This is a genomic window from Lactobacillus apis (genome assembly GCF_002837055.1).
GTDB classification, from domain to species: domain Bacteria; phylum Bacillota; class Bacilli; order Lactobacillales; family Lactobacillaceae; genus Lactobacillus; species Lactobacillus apis.
In genome coordinates this window covers 18,335-35,394 of sequence record NZ_PDKP01000007.1, presented here as the reverse complement: position 1 = coordinate 35,394, position 17,060 = coordinate 18,335, and the positions used below count along the sequence as shown (strand labels likewise).

General features: G+C 37.1%; 20 protein-coding genes. All 20 read left to right on the top strand.

From position 1 onward, the window contains the following. The first annotated feature begins 19 nt into the window (after positions 1 to 19). The 20 genes from rplR to CRG87_RS05590 all read left to right on the top strand — a co-directional run bounded on the left by rplR (position 20) and on the right by CRG87_RS05590 (position 16,986). Complete coding sequence (gene rplR, locus CRG87_RS05685; RefSeq protein WP_074425750.1) at positions 20 to 379, top strand: 50S ribosomal protein L18; 360 nt, start codon at positions 20 to 22, stop codon at positions 377 to 379. A 16-nt stretch (positions 380 to 395) separates the two neighbouring features. Further along, complete coding sequence (rpsE, locus tag CRG87_RS05680) at positions 396 to 902, top strand: 30S ribosomal protein S5 (protein ID WP_046307555.1); 507 nt, start codon at positions 396 to 398, stop codon at positions 900 to 902. 13 nt (positions 903 to 915) lie between these two features. Further along, positions 916 to 1,101, top strand: coding sequence for a 50S ribosomal protein L30 (gene rpmD / locus CRG87_RS05675; RefSeq protein ID WP_046307554.1), 186 nt, complete (start codon positions 916 to 918; stop codon positions 1,099 to 1,101). Positions 1,102 to 1,124: 23 nt separating this feature from the next. Next, a complete protein-coding gene (gene rplO, locus CRG87_RS05670; RefSeq protein ID WP_046307553.1) occupies positions 1,125 to 1,565 on the top strand; it encodes a 50S ribosomal protein L15 in 441 nt (146 codons plus the stop codon). Further along, positions 1,565 to 2,860, top strand: coding sequence for a preprotein translocase subunit SecY (secY, locus tag CRG87_RS05665; protein WP_046307552.1), 1,296 nt, complete (start codon positions 1,565 to 1,567; stop codon positions 2,858 to 2,860). Before rplO ends, secY begins: the two co-directional genes overlap by 1 nt. 10 nt (positions 2,861 to 2,870) lie before the next feature. Continuing rightward, positions 2,871 to 3,521 carry an adenylate kinase gene (locus tag CRG87_RS05660; protein ID WP_074425749.1) on the top strand — a complete coding sequence of 217 codons (651 nt, stop codon included), beginning with the start codon at positions 2,871 to 2,873 and terminating at the stop codon, positions 3,519 to 3,521. A 71-nt stretch (positions 3,522 to 3,592) separates the two neighbouring features. After that, on the top strand, positions 3,593 to 3,814 hold the full coding sequence (gene infA, locus CRG87_RS05655; RefSeq protein ID WP_046307550.1) for a translation initiation factor IF-1: 222 nt from the start codon (positions 3,593 to 3,595) through the stop codon (positions 3,812 to 3,814). A 14-nt stretch (positions 3,815 to 3,828) separates the two neighbouring features. Further along, positions 3,829 to 3,945 carry a 50S ribosomal protein L36 gene (gene rpmJ, locus CRG87_RS05650; RefSeq protein WP_046307548.1) on the top strand — a complete coding sequence of 39 codons (117 nt, stop codon included), beginning with the start codon at positions 3,829 to 3,831 and terminating at the stop codon, positions 3,943 to 3,945. 23 nt (positions 3,946 to 3,968) lie between these two features. Then, positions 3,969 to 4,316, top strand: a complete 348-nt coding sequence (gene rpsM / locus CRG87_RS05645; protein WP_046307546.1) for a 30S ribosomal protein S13 — start codon at positions 3,969 to 3,971, stop codon at positions 4,314 to 4,316. A 24-nt stretch (positions 4,317 to 4,340) separates the two neighbouring features. After that, positions 4,341 to 4,724 (top strand): 30S ribosomal protein S11, encoded by a 384-nt coding sequence (gene rpsK, locus CRG87_RS05640; protein WP_046307544.1) that lies wholly within the window; start codon positions 4,341 to 4,343, stop codon positions 4,722 to 4,724. A gap of 45 nt (positions 4,725 to 4,769) precedes the next feature. Beyond that, on the top strand, positions 4,770 to 5,708 hold the full coding sequence (locus CRG87_RS05635; RefSeq protein WP_046307542.1) for a DNA-directed RNA polymerase subunit alpha: 939 nt from the start codon (positions 4,770 to 4,772) through the stop codon (positions 5,706 to 5,708). A gap of 26 nt (positions 5,709 to 5,734) precedes the next feature. Then, positions 5,735 to 6,118, top strand: a complete 384-nt coding sequence (gene rplQ, locus CRG87_RS05630; RefSeq protein WP_074425748.1) for a 50S ribosomal protein L17 — start codon at positions 5,735 to 5,737, stop codon at positions 6,116 to 6,118. A 451-nt stretch (positions 6,119 to 6,569) separates the two neighbouring features. Next, positions 6,570 to 7,421, top strand: a complete 852-nt coding sequence (locus CRG87_RS05625) for an energy-coupling factor ABC transporter ATP-binding protein (RefSeq protein WP_074425747.1) — start codon at positions 6,570 to 6,572, stop codon at positions 7,419 to 7,421. Continuing rightward, the gene (locus CRG87_RS05620) at positions 7,397 to 8,242 is read left to right on the top strand and encodes an energy-coupling factor transporter ATPase (RefSeq protein ID WP_101138696.1); all 846 of its coding nucleotides are present in this window, start codon (positions 7,397 to 7,399) and stop codon (positions 8,240 to 8,242) included. Before CRG87_RS05625 ends, CRG87_RS05620 begins: the two co-directional genes overlap by 25 nt. A 6-nt stretch (positions 8,243 to 8,248) precedes the next feature. Next, entirely contained in the window at positions 8,249 to 9,046 is a 798-nt protein-coding gene (locus tag CRG87_RS05615; RefSeq protein ID WP_101138695.1) for an energy-coupling factor transporter transmembrane component T family protein, read from the top strand. Next, positions 9,046 to 9,831, top strand: coding sequence for a tRNA pseudouridine(38-40) synthase TruA (gene truA / locus CRG87_RS05610; RefSeq protein ID WP_074425746.1), 786 nt, complete (start codon positions 9,046 to 9,048; stop codon positions 9,829 to 9,831). Before CRG87_RS05615 ends, truA begins: the two co-directional genes overlap by 1 nt. Positions 9,832 to 9,937: 106 nt before the next feature. After that, positions 9,938 to 10,381 (top strand): 50S ribosomal protein L13, encoded by a 444-nt coding sequence (rplM, locus tag CRG87_RS05605; protein ID WP_046307532.1) that lies wholly within the window; start codon positions 9,938 to 9,940, stop codon positions 10,379 to 10,381. Positions 10,382 to 10,394: 13 nt separating this feature from the next. Continuing rightward, positions 10,395 to 10,790, top strand: coding sequence for a 30S ribosomal protein S9 (gene rpsI, locus CRG87_RS05600; RefSeq protein WP_074425745.1), 396 nt, complete (start codon positions 10,395 to 10,397; stop codon positions 10,788 to 10,790). Between the two features lie 112 nt (positions 10,791 to 10,902). Then, on the top strand, positions 10,903 to 11,250 hold the full coding sequence (locus tag CRG87_RS05595; RefSeq protein WP_074425744.1) for a DUF6176 family protein: 348 nt from the start codon (positions 10,903 to 10,905) through the stop codon (positions 11,248 to 11,250). A 471-nt stretch (positions 11,251 to 11,721) separates the two neighbouring features. After that, positions 11,722 to 16,986, top strand: a complete 5,265-nt coding sequence (locus CRG87_RS05590; RefSeq protein ID WP_074425743.1) for a SpaA isopeptide-forming pilin-related protein — start codon at positions 11,722 to 11,724, stop codon at positions 16,984 to 16,986. Positions 16,987 to 17,060 lie beyond the last annotated feature (74 nt).

Here is a 17,060-nt window from a genome sequence, read left to right as displayed (position 1 = left end):
AAATTTTTGAGGTGAAATTGTGATTTCAAAACCAGATAAAAACAAGTTACGCTTAAAGCGTCACAAACGTATTCGTGGCAAAATTTCTGGTACTGCTGAGCGCCCACGCTTAAGCGTTTTTCGTTCAAATAAAAACATCTACGCTCAATTAATTGATGACGTAGCGGGTGTAACGCTAGCAAGTGCCTCATCTTTAGATGATTCTGTTGCAAAGGATTCAGCTAAAGTAGAACAGGCTCAAGCTGTTGGTAAGGCAATTGCCGAAGCAGCTAAAGCTAAAAACATTTCAAATGTTGTGTTCGATAGAAGTGGTTACTTATACCACGGCCGTATTTCAGCTTTGGCAGATGCCGCTCGTGAAAACGGATTAGATTTCTAGGGAAGGAGATAAATACATGGCAAACCGCAACGATTCTCGTAATAATCGCAGAAATAAAGACGACATCGAAGATCAGTTAGTAGCAATTAATCGTGTCACCAAGGTTGTCAAGGGTGGTCAACGAATGAGATTTGCTGCCTTGGTAATCGTTGGCGACAAAAAAGGTCGTGTAGGCTTTGGTACTGGTAAAGCTCAAGAAGTTCCAGAAGCAATCCGTAAGGCCGTTGAAGCTGGTAAAAAGAACATGATTACTGTTCCTAAGGTTGGTACTACCATTCCTCATGAGGTAATTGGACACTATGGTTCAGGTAGTATTTTAATTAAACCTGCCCCAGCTGGTTCCGGAGTTGCTGCCGGTGGTGCCGTTCGTATCGTTATGGATATGGCTGGTATCGCAGATGTTACTTCTAAGTCACTCGGTTCAAACACTCCAATTAATGTTGTTCGTGCAACTATTGATGGTTTGAAGAAGCTTAGAACTAGTGAAGATGTTGAAAAGCTTCGTCACGCAGATTTAGATTAGGGAGACAATATAAATGACTGAATTAAAAGTTACTTTAATTAGAAGTGCTGCGCACCGTCTACCTAATCAACAAAAAATTGTTAAAGCTTTGGGCTTAGGTAGAATCAATAGTACAGCTACTCTACCAGACAACGCTGCTACTCGTGGTGCATTGATGAAAATTGCACACTTGATCTCAGTTGAAGAGATCAACAAATAAATTATTGAGGAGGTGCCGAATTAATGAAGCTTCATGAATTACATGCTGCTGAGGGTTCACGCAATACTAGAAAACGTGTTGGACGTGGTACTTCAAGTGGTTACGGTAAGACTTCAGGCCGTGGACAAAAGGGACAATTAGCCCGTCAAGGTGGACACACTCGTTTAGGTTTTGAAGGTGGACAAATGCCATTATTCAGAACTATGCCTAAGCGTGGTTTTAAGAATGTTAACCGTAAAGAATATGCAATTATTAATTTAGACGACTTAAACAAGTTTAAAGACAATGACGAAGTAACTATCGCAAGTCTTAAAGAAAACGGTTTGGTAAAGAAAGAATTATCAGGCGTTAAATTGCTTGCCAATGGTGAGTTGAAAGTTAAGTTAAACGTAAAGGTTAACAAAGTTTCCGCCGCTGCCAAGAAAGCAGTTGAAGCTGCAGGCGGATCTGTTGAGGTGATCTAATGTTTTCGACTTTGAAGAACGCCTTTAAGGATAAAGAAATTAGAAATAAGATTTATTTTACCCTCTTTATTCTTTTGCTTTATCGCATTGGAGCTAACATTACTGTTCCAGGTGTCAATGCAAAAGCGATTACTCAAGTTGCACAAACTGGTTTGGTCCCAATGCTGGACACTGTGTCCGGTGGTGGACTAGATAACTACTCAATCTTTTCACTGGGTGTTTCCCCGTATATCACTGCACAAATTGTTATTCAATTATTGCAAATGGATATAGTTCCTACATTAGTAGAATGGGGAAAGCAAGGTGAAGTAGGTCGTCGTAAGACAAACAATGTGACAAGATGGCTTGCATTGGTTGTTGCTTTCATTCAGAGTATTGGAATCACGCTTGGTTTCAACGCTTTGACTGAGATGGGATTAGTCAAATCGCAGACTTGGCAATCCTATGTTGAGATTGCAATTGTGATGACTGCCGGAACAATGTTATTAACCTGGTTAGGTGATGAAATCACTGATAAAGGTTTAGGAAACGGAGTTTCAGTTATCATTTTTGCTGGTATTATTGCTCGACTTCCGCGCGGCCTATGGCAGCTTTATAAAGATGAAGTTATTAACAATAGTGCGAGTGACCGTTGGCAAGGAATTGTGTTCTTCATTGCGATTATCATTGCAATACTCATCGTAACTCAAATTGTTACTTGGGTTGAACAGGCAGATCGCCGAATTCCAATCCAATACACTAGACGAGCAACTACCAGTGGCTCAGAAAGTTTCTTACCATTAAAAGTTAATGTTTCAGGTGTTATTCCAGTAATTTTCGCTAGTTCGTTTATCGTAACACCAGCGACAATTTTAATGGCCTTTCAAAGAACCCAAGGCGATCAACAATGGTACAAGGTAATGACTACAATCTTTAGTCTGCAAACTACGCCTGGTGTAGTAATTTACACAGTGTTGATTGTACTGTTTACTTTCTTTTATGCTTTTGTTCAGGTTAATCCTGAGAAGCTTGCTAAGAACTTGCAAAAACAAGGTGCATACATTCCTAGTGTATGGCCAGGCAAGGATACTCAAAAATACGTTTCAAAAGTGTTGATTAGATTATCAACTGTTGGTTCAGTATTTTTAGGTTTGGTAGCATTGCTACCACAACTTGCAACTAATTTGTGGGGCTTACCAAGTTCAATCGGACTAGGTGGAACTAGTTTATTGATCGTAATTGGGGTTGTCTTGGAGTTATCTCGTCAAATTAACGGCTTGTTAATGAAGAGAGAATATGTAGGATTCATCAGATAGGAACGAATAAATGATTAATTTATTTCTTTTAGGTTTGCCAGGTGCTGGTAAAGGAACAGTATCAGAGCAAATTGTTGATAAGTATCATCTAACTCATATTTCAACTGGGGATATGTTTAGAGAAGCAATGGCTAATGAGACCAAGGTTGGTCTTGAAGCTAAGAGTTATATTGACAAAGGTGATTTGGTACCGGATGAGGTTACAGCTAGATTAGTTGAAGAACGTTTGGGCCAACCTGATATTAAGGAAGGCTACATTCTAGATGGTTTTCCAAGAACTATAGTTCAAGCAGAACTTTTAGAAGAAATCACTAAAAAGCTAAATAAACCTTTGACTAATGTTATCTCACTTGAAGTTAAAGAAGATACTTTAGTAAATCGTTTGTCAGCACGCTTCATGTGTAAAAAATGTGGTGCAACATATAATAAGATTACAAAGATGCCTAAAGTTGAGGGTACATGTGATCGTTGTGGTAGCCACGAATTTTACCAACGTGAAGATGACAAGCCAGAAGTAGTAAAGAATCGTTTACAAGTTAACGAAAAGATGAATACACCTTTAAAAGACTATTATCAAAAGAATGGAATTCTCAGCGTCGTTGACGGTGAGCAAACTCCAGAAAAAGTCTTTGAAAGTGTTGATGCGGTTTTAAGTAAATAGTAATAATTTGTATATTTACTTTTCCGTGTTATAATTTCAAAGTATGACTGTTTAAATGCGGAGGAACCACTTTGGCAAAAGATGATGTCATTGAAGTAAAGGGTAAAGTTATTGATACTTTACCTAATGCTATGTTTAAAGTTGAATTGGAAAATGGAGCTGAAATTTTAGCACATGTTTCTGGTAAAATCAGAATGCACTATATTCGTATTTTGCCTGGAGACCGTGTTACTGTTGAACTTTCTCCTTACGACTTAACAAAAGGTAGAATTACTTATCGGTATATAAAATAATAACGGAGGGAAACATGAAGGTTAGACCATCTGTTAAACCAATGTGTGAACATTGTAAGATTATTAAAAGACATGGTCGTGTAATGGTTATTTGCCCTGCAAACCCAAAGCACAAGCAGCGTCAAGGTTAAAAACAAAATAGGAGGTGCAATTTATGGCACGTATTGCTGGTGTTGACTTACCAAGAGATAAAAGAATCGTTGTTGCATTAACATATATTTACGGTATTGGTGAACCAACAGCTCAGAAAATTTGTGCGGATGCTGGTGTTTCTGAAGACATACGTTCAAAAGATTTGACTCCAGATGACCAAGAAAAGCTTCGCGCAGAAGTTGATAAATACCGTGTTGAAGGTGACTTACGTAGAGAAGTCAGCATGAATATCAAACGGTTAATTGATATTGGTTCTTACCGTGGTATGCGTCACCGCCGTGGACTTCCAGTTCGTGGACAAAATACCAAGAATAATGCCCGTACACGTAAGGGCAGTAAGAAGAGATAAATAAAATTATAAGGAGGTTTATTGATGCCTAAAACAGCACGTAAACGTCGTGTAAAGAAGCACGTTGAAAAAGGCGTTGCTCACATTCACTCTACGTTTAATAATACTTTAGTCATGATTACTGACGCTCAAGGCAATGCAATTGCCTGGTCTTCAGCTGGTGCATTGGGCTTTAAAGGTAGCCGTAAATCTACACCATTTGCTGCTCAAATGGCAGCAGAAGCTGCAGCTAAGAGTGCAATGGACCAAGGAATGAAACATGTAGAAGTTTCCGTTAAAGGTCCTGGTGCTGGACGTGAATCTGCTATCAGATCACTTCAAGCTACTGGTTTAGAAATCACTGCAATTCGTGATGTTACACCAGTTCCCCACAATGGTTCTAGACCACCAAAACGTCGTCGTGTTTAATTTTGTTCTTAATGAAGGACGTTGCGTTTTGAAAGGGGCCTAGTAATGATTGAATTTGAAAAACCAAATATTACCGTTGTGGACCAAGAGAAGTCTTATGGTAAATTTGTCATTGAACCACTAGAACGAGGCTTCGGTACTACTCTAGGTAACTCATTGCGTAGAGTTTTACTTACATCTATTCCAGGTACTGGACTTGTTTATGTTCAAATTGATGATGTTTTACACGAATTCTCAACCGTTCCAGGTGTTAGAGAAGACGTTGCTAAAATAATCTTGAACCTAAAGAAGCTTCAATTGAAATCATTTTCTGATGAGCAAAAGACAATTGAAGTAGACGTTGAAGGTCCGGCTACTGTTACTGCAGATGACTTAAAAGTCGACTCAGATGTGCAGGTTCTTAACCCAGAGCAATATATTTGTACTATTGCTGAAGGTGGACACTTACACATGCAAATTGCAGTTAAAAATGGCCGTGGTTACGTTGCAGCAAGTGAAAATAAGAGTGAAGATATGCCAATTGGTGTTATTCCAGTTGATTCTCTCTTTTCACCAATTGAAAAAGTTAATTATCAAGTTGAATCAACTCGTGTTGGTAAAAGAGATGATTTTGACAAGCTCACTTTAGAGATTTGGACTGATGGTTCAATCAAACCTAATGACGCCCTTAGTTTTGCTGCTAAAATTTTGGTAGCACACTTTAAAGTGTTTGAAACTGCTGATGCAAATACCCAATTCAATGACGTGATGGTTGAAAAAGAGGACGACACTGCAGAGAAGAAGCTTGAAATGACAATTGAAGAGCTTGATTTGTCTGTTCGTTCATACAACTGCCTGAAGCGTGCTGGTATTAATACTCTGCAAGAACTGACTGATAAGACAGAAGCAGATATGATGCGTGTACGTAATTTGGGACGCAAGTCATTAGAAGAAGTTAAAAACAAATTAACTGATTTGGGACTTTCACTTCGTCAAGAAGATTAACCTAACAAATAAAAGGAGGTAAACTGATGGCATACCGTAAATTAGGTCGCGATAGTGCACAAAGAAAAGCAATGCTTAGAGAAATGACCACTCAATTGATCATGAACGAACGTATTGTTACTACTGAAACACGTGCTAAGGAAGTTCGCAAAACTGCCGAAAAGATGATTACTTTAGGCAAGCGTGGTGACTTAGCTGCAAAAAGAAGAGCTGCTCGTTACGTACGTAATGAAGTTGCTGATATTCAAGAAGAAAAAGATGCAGTTGTTGTAAAATCAGCATTGCAAAAGCTTTTCAGCGATATTGCACCTCGTTATAAAGACCGTAATGGTGGTTACACCAGAATTATGAAGTTGGCTAAACCTCGTAGAGGCGATGCAGCTCCAATGGTTATTCTAGAATTAGTTTAATTTAGATAACCAACTTAATAGCTATTAAGAATTACCCGTGAGAGTGAGAATAAGCGTTAAGATGATGACGAAAGTTTAGTCTAGCTTAGATAAGTAAATTATCCCTCCTCATGGGTGATTTTTTTTGCTCTTTTTTATTCTGCTGAGTCAGCTTGCTTAAGCTATCAGCAGGATTTTTATTTTTAAAAATCATCTTTTTGAATGTCTAGTTTTCACCTTAGCCGTAAGTTATTATAATAGATACAGTAATAGAAAATTTAACTCTTAAAGATAGAATTACAAAGTAAAAAGTTTACCAATAACGTTATGCGGTGTGAAACAGGTGAACTGATAATCATCTAGCGAAATATGTGATTAATAGTCTTAAAGAGAAAAATAAAAAAGCATGATCATCGAAGAATTTTAGTTATTTTTTGGTACAATTAAATCATACTGTGAGAAAGGTGAAATCATGACAATAGATAATATTATAAAAATCAAAAATATCAGCTTCACGTATCCTGAGTCTGATTCGCCTGCTATTGATCAACTTAGCTTTGAGATTCCGAGAGGATCTTGGACATCAATTATCGGTCATAACGGAAGTGGTAAATCGACAATCGTCCGTTTAATAAATGGCTTATTAGTTCCGAATGAAAATGAAGACTCATTTATCGAAGTTGATGGAACAAAACTAACTGATGATTCTGTCTGGGACATTAGAAATAAAGTTGGGGTAGTTTTTCAGAATCCCGATAATCAATTTGTAGGGGCAACAGTTGCTGATGATGTAGCCTTTGGATTGGAAAATCGAGGCGTACCCCGGTCGGAAATGGTAAAGCTTGTTCCAGAAGCAATTAAAGCTGTGGGAATGACGGATTATACACATACTGAGCCAGCTAACTTATCAGGCGGTCAAAAGCAGCGGGTAGCAATTGCCGGTATTATTGCAATTAGGCCAAAAGTAATTATTTTGGATGAGGCAACTTCAATGCTTGATCCTGAAGGCAGAGATCGGATTTTAAAGACAGTTCATCAGATGCAGGATGATTACAATTTAACGGTTATTGCAATTACACATGATATCGATGAAGCAAGCTTGGCAGATAATGTGATTGTCATGGACGACGGTCATTTAATTACCCAGGGCACTCCTAAAGATGTATTCGCACAAGCCAAGTTGTTAAAAGAAATTGGTTTAGATATTCCTTTTTATATGCAAGTAAAACAGGCATTACTCGAGGATGAATTTCCAATACCAGAACAAGTTAATTCAGAAAAAGAGTTGATTAAGTACTTATGTCAATTAAATTCGAAAAAGTAGGATATACATATTCACCAGGCTCACCACTAGAGAAAAAAGGACTTGATGATATTAGCTTCGAGTTAAAGGAGGGCTCCTTTACTGCAATTATAGGGCATACTGGAAGTGGTAAGTCCACGCTGATGCAACATTTTAATGCGTTGCTTAAGCCTACCGAAGGACAAATTGAAATTGCAGGAACAACGATAACACCTGAAACTTCCAACAAGAACCTAAAACAACTTCGTAAACATGTTAGTTTAGTATTCCAATTTCCAGAGTCGCAGTTGTTTGAAAATACTGTACTTGATGATATAGCATTTGGACCAAAAAACTTTGGTTTTAGTGAAGAGGAAGCTAAAGAAAGTGCACGTTCGTGGCTAAATAAGGTTGGTTTACCTGATGAAATTAGTGAACGCTCTCCCTTTGAACTTTCCGGCGGACAGATGCGTCGTGTGGCAATTGCAGGTGTAATGGCCTATGAACCAGATATTTTATGCCTTGATGAACCCGCAGCTGGTCTTGATCCACGTGCACGTAAGCAGATGATGAATTTGTTTTCTGAATATCAAAAAGCTGGTCATACTATTATTTTGGTTACACATAATATGGATGATGTAGCTAATTATGCTGACGACGTTCTTGTCTTGGAGCATGGTAAGCTATTGATGCATGATTGCCCTGACCAAGTATTTAAAAACCGTGCGTGGCTTGAAGAACATCATTTAGAAGAACCCAAGGCTTCACTTTTCGCTGCACAGCTGGAAAATTTCACTTTTGCTAAGCCACCGTTAACAAAACGCGATTTGGTAAAAGAAATAGAAAAGAATTTAAAGGGGTGAGTGTGCGTGAGTAAAATTTTAATTGGGCGCTATATTTCTGGTAACTCGCTGGTTTATAAAATGGATCCACGCGGTAAATTACTAGCCACTATCTTTTTTATTCTGATTGTTTTTATGGCGAATAACCCTCTTTCTTATTTAATTGTTACAGTATTTAGCTTAGTTGCTGTTGCTGCTACTAAGTTAAAGCCAAAGATTTTTTGGGATGGTGTCAAACCGTTAATATGGTTGATACTATTTACTTCCTTTTTGCAGCTCTTTTTTACTGTGGGAGGCAAAGTATATTGGCGATGGACAATATTTGCAGTTTCAAGCTATGGTATTGAGAATGCGATATTCATTTTTATTCGCTTTACGGTAATTATTTTAATTTCAACCGTTATGACGGTTACAACTATGCCACTTGAAATTGCTGATGCAATTGAATGGATCTTGACACCGCTGAAGCTAATAAAGGTTCCTGTTGATAAAATTGCTTTGGTTATGTCGATTGCGTTGCGTTTTGTTCCAACATTATTTGATGAAACATTTAAAATCATGAATGCGCAGAGATCGCGGGGAGCGGACTTTAATAATGGTGGATTAATTACCAGGGCTAAAGCTGTAACACCGCTTTTAGTACCACTGTTCATTAGTTCGCTTGAAACTGCGATTGATCTGTCGACGGCAATGGAGTCACGTGGTTATCGCGGAGATGACGGTAGAACCAAGTTTCGCGTTTTAAAGTGGTCAAAATATGACTTAGTGAATTTGGGCTACTTTGCTATTTTAATTGTACTGTTATTAGTTTTTAGGACACATTAATGACTACTAGATATAAGATGACTTTGGCCTATGACGGTCACTTGTTTCATGGCTTTCAATCTCAACCCAATCAGAGAACGGTGCAAGGAACAATTGAAGCAGCTTTGAAAAAAATGACGAAGGGACAAGATGTTCCAATTGAAGGCTCAGGCAGAACAGATTCTGGGGTTCATGCATTAGGACAGGTTATTCATTTCGATTATCCGGGAACAAGAATTCCGCCAGAAAGAATGATTCGTGCTCTTAATTCAATTATGCCTCTCGATATTGTTTTTAAAGAATGTGAAATAGTTGATGAAAGTTTTCATGTTCGCTATAGTGCAAAAGGTAAATGGTATCGCTATCACGTTAGCTTAGATCGCTTTGTTGATCCATTCAAACGTTTTTATACAGGACATTATCCGTATCCAGTTAATTTGAAAAAGATGCAGCAGGCTGCTACTGACCTAATTGGTACTCATGATTTTACTAGTTTCGCTGCAAGTGGAGGACAAATAAAGAATAAAGTACGGACAATGTATTATGTTAATATTCAAAAAGATGAGCAAGAAAACGAAATTGTTTTTGATTTTATTTGCTCCGGCTTTTTGTACAATATGGTGCGAATTCTTGTTGCAACTTTATTAGAGATTGGCAATGGGAAAAGACCGGTGGATGATCTTCCTAGAGTAATTGAGGCAAAAGATCGGGAACAGGTCAGAGAAACTGCACAAGCAAATGGTCTATTTTTATACCATGTTTTTTATGAAGATATCCCCAAAAAATATCGACTGGACAAGGATTAATATTGACAAACTGCTCAAATAGACGTATTCTATTTAAGTATGTTTGTCCACGATAGGCCCCGGAATCTTATTGTTTTCAAACAACGTATTAACGGAGGAAATTAAATTGCGTACTACACAATTAGCAAAACCTAATGAAATTGAACGTAAGTGGTATGTTATTGACGCAACAGACGTATCTTTAGGTCGTCTGTCTACTGCAGTAGCAACTATTTTAAGAGGTAAAAACAAGCCTCAATATACACCAAACGTTGACACTGGTGACAACGTTATTATTATCAACGCTGCTAAGCTTAAGTTGACTGGTAAAAAGGCTACTGACAAGATTTACTACCACCACTCTTCTCATCTTGGTGGCTTAAAAGCTACTCCAGCAGGTGACTTACTTGCCAACAACCCAGTTAGATTAGTTGAATTGTCAGTTAAGGGAATGCTTCCAAAGAACACTCTTGGTCACCAAGAATTCATGAAGATGCATGTTTATGCTGGTGAAGACCACAAGCATGAAGCACAAAAGCCTGAAAAATTAGACATTAACAAATTAATCTAGGAGGTTAAATTAAATGGCACAACAAGTTGCATATGCAGGTACTGGCCGTCGCAAGAATTCAGTTGCGCGTGTACGTTTAGTACCAGGCAGTGGTAAAATTACTGTTAACAACAAAGACATTGATGAATACATTCCATTCCCTAACTTAGTTAAGGACTTGAAGCAACCATTGACTTTAACAGAAACTGACAACCAATATGACGTTAAAGTTAACGTAAATGGTGGTGGATTCTCAGGTCAAGCTGGTGCGATCCGTTTAGGTATTGCTCGTGCTCTTCTTGAAGTAGACCCAGATTTCCGTGGTCCATTGAAGAAGGCAGGTTTCTTAACTCGTGATCCAAGAATGGTTGAACGTAAGAAACCAGGTCTTAAGAAAGCTCGTAAAGCTTCACAATTCAGTAAGCGTTAATTATATTTCATATTTATTAACGTTTTGCCGTAAGATTGCAGAGCTTAAAATAAAAAAGCACTTACTAAACTACAGTAAGTGCTTTTTTGTTGTAATTTTTTGGAGATAGATAATGGTACAAATAGAATTAACTCGCTTTAGAATTAAAAAAGGTAAAGAACAAAGGGCTGAAGAGTGGATGAAATTCCTAAATGATAATCATGCTGATACAGTTGCAACGATGCCAAGTGAGAAAATGTTTGTTGAAACCGTTTTTAAAGAAGAAAATGCCGATGGCTATATGTACTTTTACTGGTACTCAATTCAAGGTGAAAATGGTAATGCAGTTGAAGACTCGGAGAGCTATATTGATAAAAAGCACCTAGAGTATTGGGAAGAGTGCATTGATAGTACGTATCGCCCTGTTGATATGACCTTGATGCAAAGTTTGCTTGCACCTAAAATTGAAGAAAATATGTAGTAATGCATAGATAAATATTCAAAGCTGGAACCAATTATAGTTCCAGCTTATTTCTTTTCTCAAGTTTTGAAAAAAGAAGTATACTAGTATAATATACATGAATTCTATGTGTCATTAATAAAAAATATAATTTGATTATAGATGAGTAAAATTACATTTAACTGTTATTTATAAAAATCGGTTCACATATAGATATAAAACAAAGAAGCGATAGTTCCTGCTGTAATGCTACGTTATTTTATTTTTATAGTTTGTTATTTAGCTTATAAATGCTATGTTGACGCAAAAGTTACCATAATATATAATCATAAAAAGTAATGATTAAATAAATAATTATATGATATATGTTATTTAATTTGGTGTAGTTGTTACTATACCTACTGCTTGTAAGACATTTTATAGAAATTTTCATTTAATAGTATAGTCATTATTTTTTTTGAAATATAAAAATATGGAGAAGTGTAATTTAATATGGAAAAAATTAAAAAGGCACTATTTTGCTTTATGAGTTTAATGGTTCTCTTGCAGTATATGATGCCGACAGTTGTCTTTGCTGTAGAAAATCAAGGCGACTTTCAGTTAACTTCTTTATCTGTCGATAAAGATGAGAAAGACACGATTGAAGCGAAAATAAGCCTTTCTTTTAAAGCTCAGACAGAAGAAAGCCAAACGTTGATCTTTAACGAAGACGCAACCGTTAAAGATGTAAAAATAGAAAATGAAACTGAGTCAACTAAAGTTGATTACGTTATCAACAAAAATAAAATAGAGATGAAGATTGCTCCTAGAACTGAGGGAACAATTATCCTTTCTGTTTTACTCGACTCTTCAGATTTAAAAGATGATAATCTGATGCTTACAAATGGTGTTCAAACACTAAAGGCTCCGCTAAAAATGCATGAGTCAGAATCAGAAGAAGATGCAACTAAAGAAACAGAAGAGTCTGAAAAGGAATCTGAATCTGCTGATAAAGCTAAAGAAGTAAAAATAAAACGTGATGGCGGCAAGCAAAACATTCGTGATTTATTAACTAAAGTGGGAATTAGTCCTGCAACCATTATTGACGATGTAAAAGTTGTATATATTGATAGCAAGGGTCACATATGCACGGACCTTGATAACATACCAGCTGATGCAAGTGTTGAGGTAAATTATTCTTGGAGTCTTCCTGAAGAACTATTCGGAGTGATTGAAGAAGGTGATTATTTCGAATTTAACTTGCCGGATGCCATTCGGGTTTTTCCAGGGACTGGGCCACTTATAGGAAAACTAGGTCAATATGGATCATATGAAGTTTTCACTGATGGTAGAATACGGCTTGAATTTAACAAGAATGTAGAAACTGATCATGATATAGCAGGTGGCTTCAGTTATTCAACAAAGTTTAAGCGGACTGAACCTGGAGTAGTTGTCATTCAAACACCAAATGAAGATAATGCTGGACCAAGCGAAATTCGTATTCGTCCAAATTATGATCAAGCTATAGATAAAAGCGGTCACGTTAATAAAGTACCTAATCCAACTGGAATAGTTTGGGAAGTCAATATTAATCGTCCCTTAAGTAATATGAAGGATGCCGAGCTTGTTGATATTGTACCTGCTGGTACAAGTCTGAAGAGTATTGAGATTTATCCAGAAACTGTAGATGGCACTGGTGCTATTGTAAATATTGACAGGGATCACCCATTAACCGAAGGCGTAGATTATAAAAGAATCTCATCTGGTTCGACTGAAACCATTAAGTTTATTGGAAAGTACGCAGAGACTCATCAAGCCTTTCATGTTGTTTATACAACAATGATTGATGAGGATAGAAAACCCGAGAAGGGTGGAAACGTAGAATTCAAAAACCGTGCTATTCTTGATGATGGTACTTCCAGCACCTCTGCTGAAGCGAGCGTCACTGCCCATTATGAGCGACCAATTACAAAAAATGGTCCGTTTGCCACAGGTAATGATCAAATATATAAATGGATTGTTAGATACAACTACAATGAAAGGAAGCATCCCGCTGGCTCAACGATTACGGATACAATGTGTGATAGGCTTTCTTTAGTCAAAGATTCCGTTAAGTTATTTAGGATTTCATTTACTGGTGCTGGTGATGACGAAATAATTGGCGATTCCTTGGTAGAAGGTAGCGATTACGTAATAGAAGAAAGTTCATCTAATGCGCACCGATTTATCATTAGGTTTTTAAAGGAAATCGATTATCCAGTTAGAATTGACTACCAAACAAAAGTGAACGGTTATGTTGACGAAACTACTCCAATTTCTAATTCTGTCATAACAGATATCGGAGATAGTGACGAGAGTGAAGGTACTGGACATAAAGATGAGATTAAAGGGGATGCAAACCAGCAGAGTATCGCTAAGAGTATTGATGGTGATATTAACTACGTAACTCATGAAATTCCATGGCAAATTCAAATTAATAAGTCTGGCTATTTGCTGAAAAATTGGTATTTGGAGGACACATTCAGTAAAGGACAAAAATTAGTAGATGGTAGTTTCAGAATCATCGATCTAACCGAAGGGAAAGCGTTGAGTTCAGATCAATATACATTTACTAAAACCGACAATGGCTTTAAGGTAGAATTTGAAGGCGAACTGAAAAACGGCACTGATCATAAATATGCCATAACCTATAAAACTAATTTTGATATTGCTGCAATAGAAGGCACTGGAAGTGAAGATTCATTTATATTTAAAAATACGGCTACTGCAAACTGGATGGATAAATTTGGTGGCAGTCATTCAAGCACAGATTGGGTAGAATTTGATCCACTGCAAAGATTTAAATACAATGGAAACAAAATTGGTGTGTATAATGCGATTAACAAGAAGATTACTTGGACAGTAGCAGTAAACTATCGTCATCAAGAGTTGAAAAATGCAACGATTACGGATGTAATAGAAGCGCCGCAAGATTATGTTGCAGGTAGCGCGAAACTATATGAAGCAACGGTCAATAGTAATGGTACTTACACTTTAGGTGATCAAGTTGGGGCAGACCTAGTTGAGCCTACGACTGCTCTGCCAACATTACAGGTTAACTTGCCAGAGAACAGTAACAAAATGTACGTACTTGTCTTCGAAACAAGTCTGGCAGGAAAAGTAATCAATCAACAGTATTATAATAATAGGGCTGTCTTTACCACTGAAGGTGTATCACATAATTTAAACTCGAGTATTTCACCAGCCCATTTCGGCGAATTACTTGATAAGGATGGTGCACAGGATCCTGATGATAGTGGTTATGTAAAATGGAACTTAACAGTTAATGCTTCACAATCTACTTTAAACAACGTAAAAATTGTGGATACCCCATCAGCTAACCAATTTATTTCTAAAGATGGGATCGTAATATATGGAACTATTGTTGACAGTGCAGGGAATATCGAAAAAGATAGTTCAACTGTTTTAGCTGAAGGTACAGATTACAAAGTAGATATTGAAACTAACAATGCAACAGGTGCTCAGGTAGTTACAATTGAGTTTCTAAAGCAAATTACCACATCATATATAGTGGAGTATCGTTCATTAGTTCTTTTAGATAAATTGGTTGACACAGTTGCAAACTCTGCCAGTATATCTGGAATGAATGAACAAACTATAGTTCGGGAGAAAGGTAAAGAGATTGTTGTAACTAGTACTTCTGGAAATGCTACAGGGTCAAAGGGATCGATTAAACTTATTAAAGAGGACTTAAGTGGAAAGAAGAGATTAGCAGGTGTTCACTTACAACTGTGGACAATTAATAAAAAGCTGGAGAAAAATAAACTTGTCCGTGAAGGTGTTACAGATTCAAAAGGAGAATTGGAGCTTGGAAACTTGCGAGTTCAAGAATATCTCGTTGTTGAAACTGAAGCTCCTGATGGTTATACAGTCAGCGATGAACTGGCAAAAGGTAAGAGAATAAAAGTTATAAAAGATGAAGCAGGCAGTACTGCTAAAGTGGTTCATATTTATAATGAAACAACAAAGGTAACTTTTAGAAAAGTTAGCGAGCCTGACGAAAAAGGCTCAAAACTTCCATTAAAAGGAGCAGAATTTAAAGTTCTTGATTCTAATGGAAAAGTTATAGAAGGATATGAAAACGTCGTTTCAGGCGATGAAGGAATCGTCACGATTGAAGGTTTGGCTCCAGGCAAGTACCAAATTGTAGAAACAAAGGCACCTACTGGATATAAATTAGACGATAAGCCAAGAGATTTTACGGTGGAAAAGAAAGATGACGGAATAATTCCTCCAATTAACTTAGGTGATTGGGAAAATAAGCGTCTAAATTATAAAGGATCTGCTAAACTACTCAAGACTGATAGTAAAGGCAATCCTCTAGCTGGAGCAGAATTTAAAGTAGTCGATAGGGATGACAATATTGTTAAATCTGGTTTGACTTCAGATGCCAATGGAGTTGTTTTAGCTACATCATTGGCACCAGGCAAATATGAATTTATTGAAACTAAAGCTCCTGAGGGATATGTTATTAACGCAGCGCCAGTTAGTTTTACAATAAGTGAAGAAGCCAAGGAAGATCCAGCTGCTATAGTTACAGAATGCGAGTTACCTAACTATAAGGGATCAGCTCAATTAGTCAAAACTGACAGCAAAGGGAATCCTTTAGCTGGAGCAGAGTTTAAACTGGTTGACAAAGATGGTAAAACAGTTCGCGAAAACTTGGTATCATCCGAGAGCGGTATTGTCTTTGTCTCAGACTTAGCACCAGGAAAATATGAATTTGTCGAAACTAAAGCACCAGCAGGCTATTTGCTGAATGCTGCACCTGCTAGTTTTACAATAAGTGAATCAGCCCAAGGTGAGCCTGCAGTTGTTGAAGCAAAATTAGTTAACTATAAGGGATCAGCTCAATTAGTCAAAACTGACAGTAAGGGTACTCCTTTAGCTGGAGCAGAATTTAAATTAGTTAATAAAGATGGTGAGATAGTTCAGGAGAACTTAGTGTCGTCTGATAAAGGTATTGTCTTTGTCACCGACTTAACACCAGGCAAATATCAATTTATCGAAACTAAAGCACCAACTGGCTATGTTATTAATTCGACACCGACTGATTTCATCATAAGTGAGTCAGCTCAAGGTGAGCCTATTGCTGTTGAAGCAAAATTAGTTAACTACAAAGGTTCAGCTCAATTAGTTAAAACCGACAGTAATGGTAAACCTTTAGCTGGAGCAGCATTTAAAGTAGTTGATGCAGATGGTAAGACAGTACTGGATAAATTGGTCTCGTCTGACAAAGGTATTGTTTCAGTATCTGATTTAGCACCAGGTAAATACCAATTTATCGAAACCAAAGCGCCTAAAGGTTATTACTTAAATAGTAATCCAGTTGATTTTACAATTGATAAAGAGGCAGCAGGTGAGCCAGGTTTAGTGAGAGCTGGAAACTTAGTCAACATGGAAATTAAGAATGATACACCAGAATGGCCAAGTAATCCTGAAACTCCAAGTGCACCTGACGAACCAGATAGTCCGGATAATCCTGAAAAGCCATGCATTCCAACAGATCCTGGAAAACCAAGTATTCCGGATAATCCGACTACGGCAAAAACTGTGTATGATAAGAGATATAATAAAAAAACTCGGCACGATACAAGTCAAAAACTGCCGAAGACGAATTATCAAAATACATTATGGCTAACAATTTTAGGCTTGGTTATCCTTATGCTTGTAGTTTTAGTTATTTATCGAAATAAGAAAGCAGACCAAGCTGAATAGTTATCTAGTTCATATCATGAATTAATAAAACTAAGTTTTTAAAACAACAAAATAGGTACAGAGTAATATAAAAC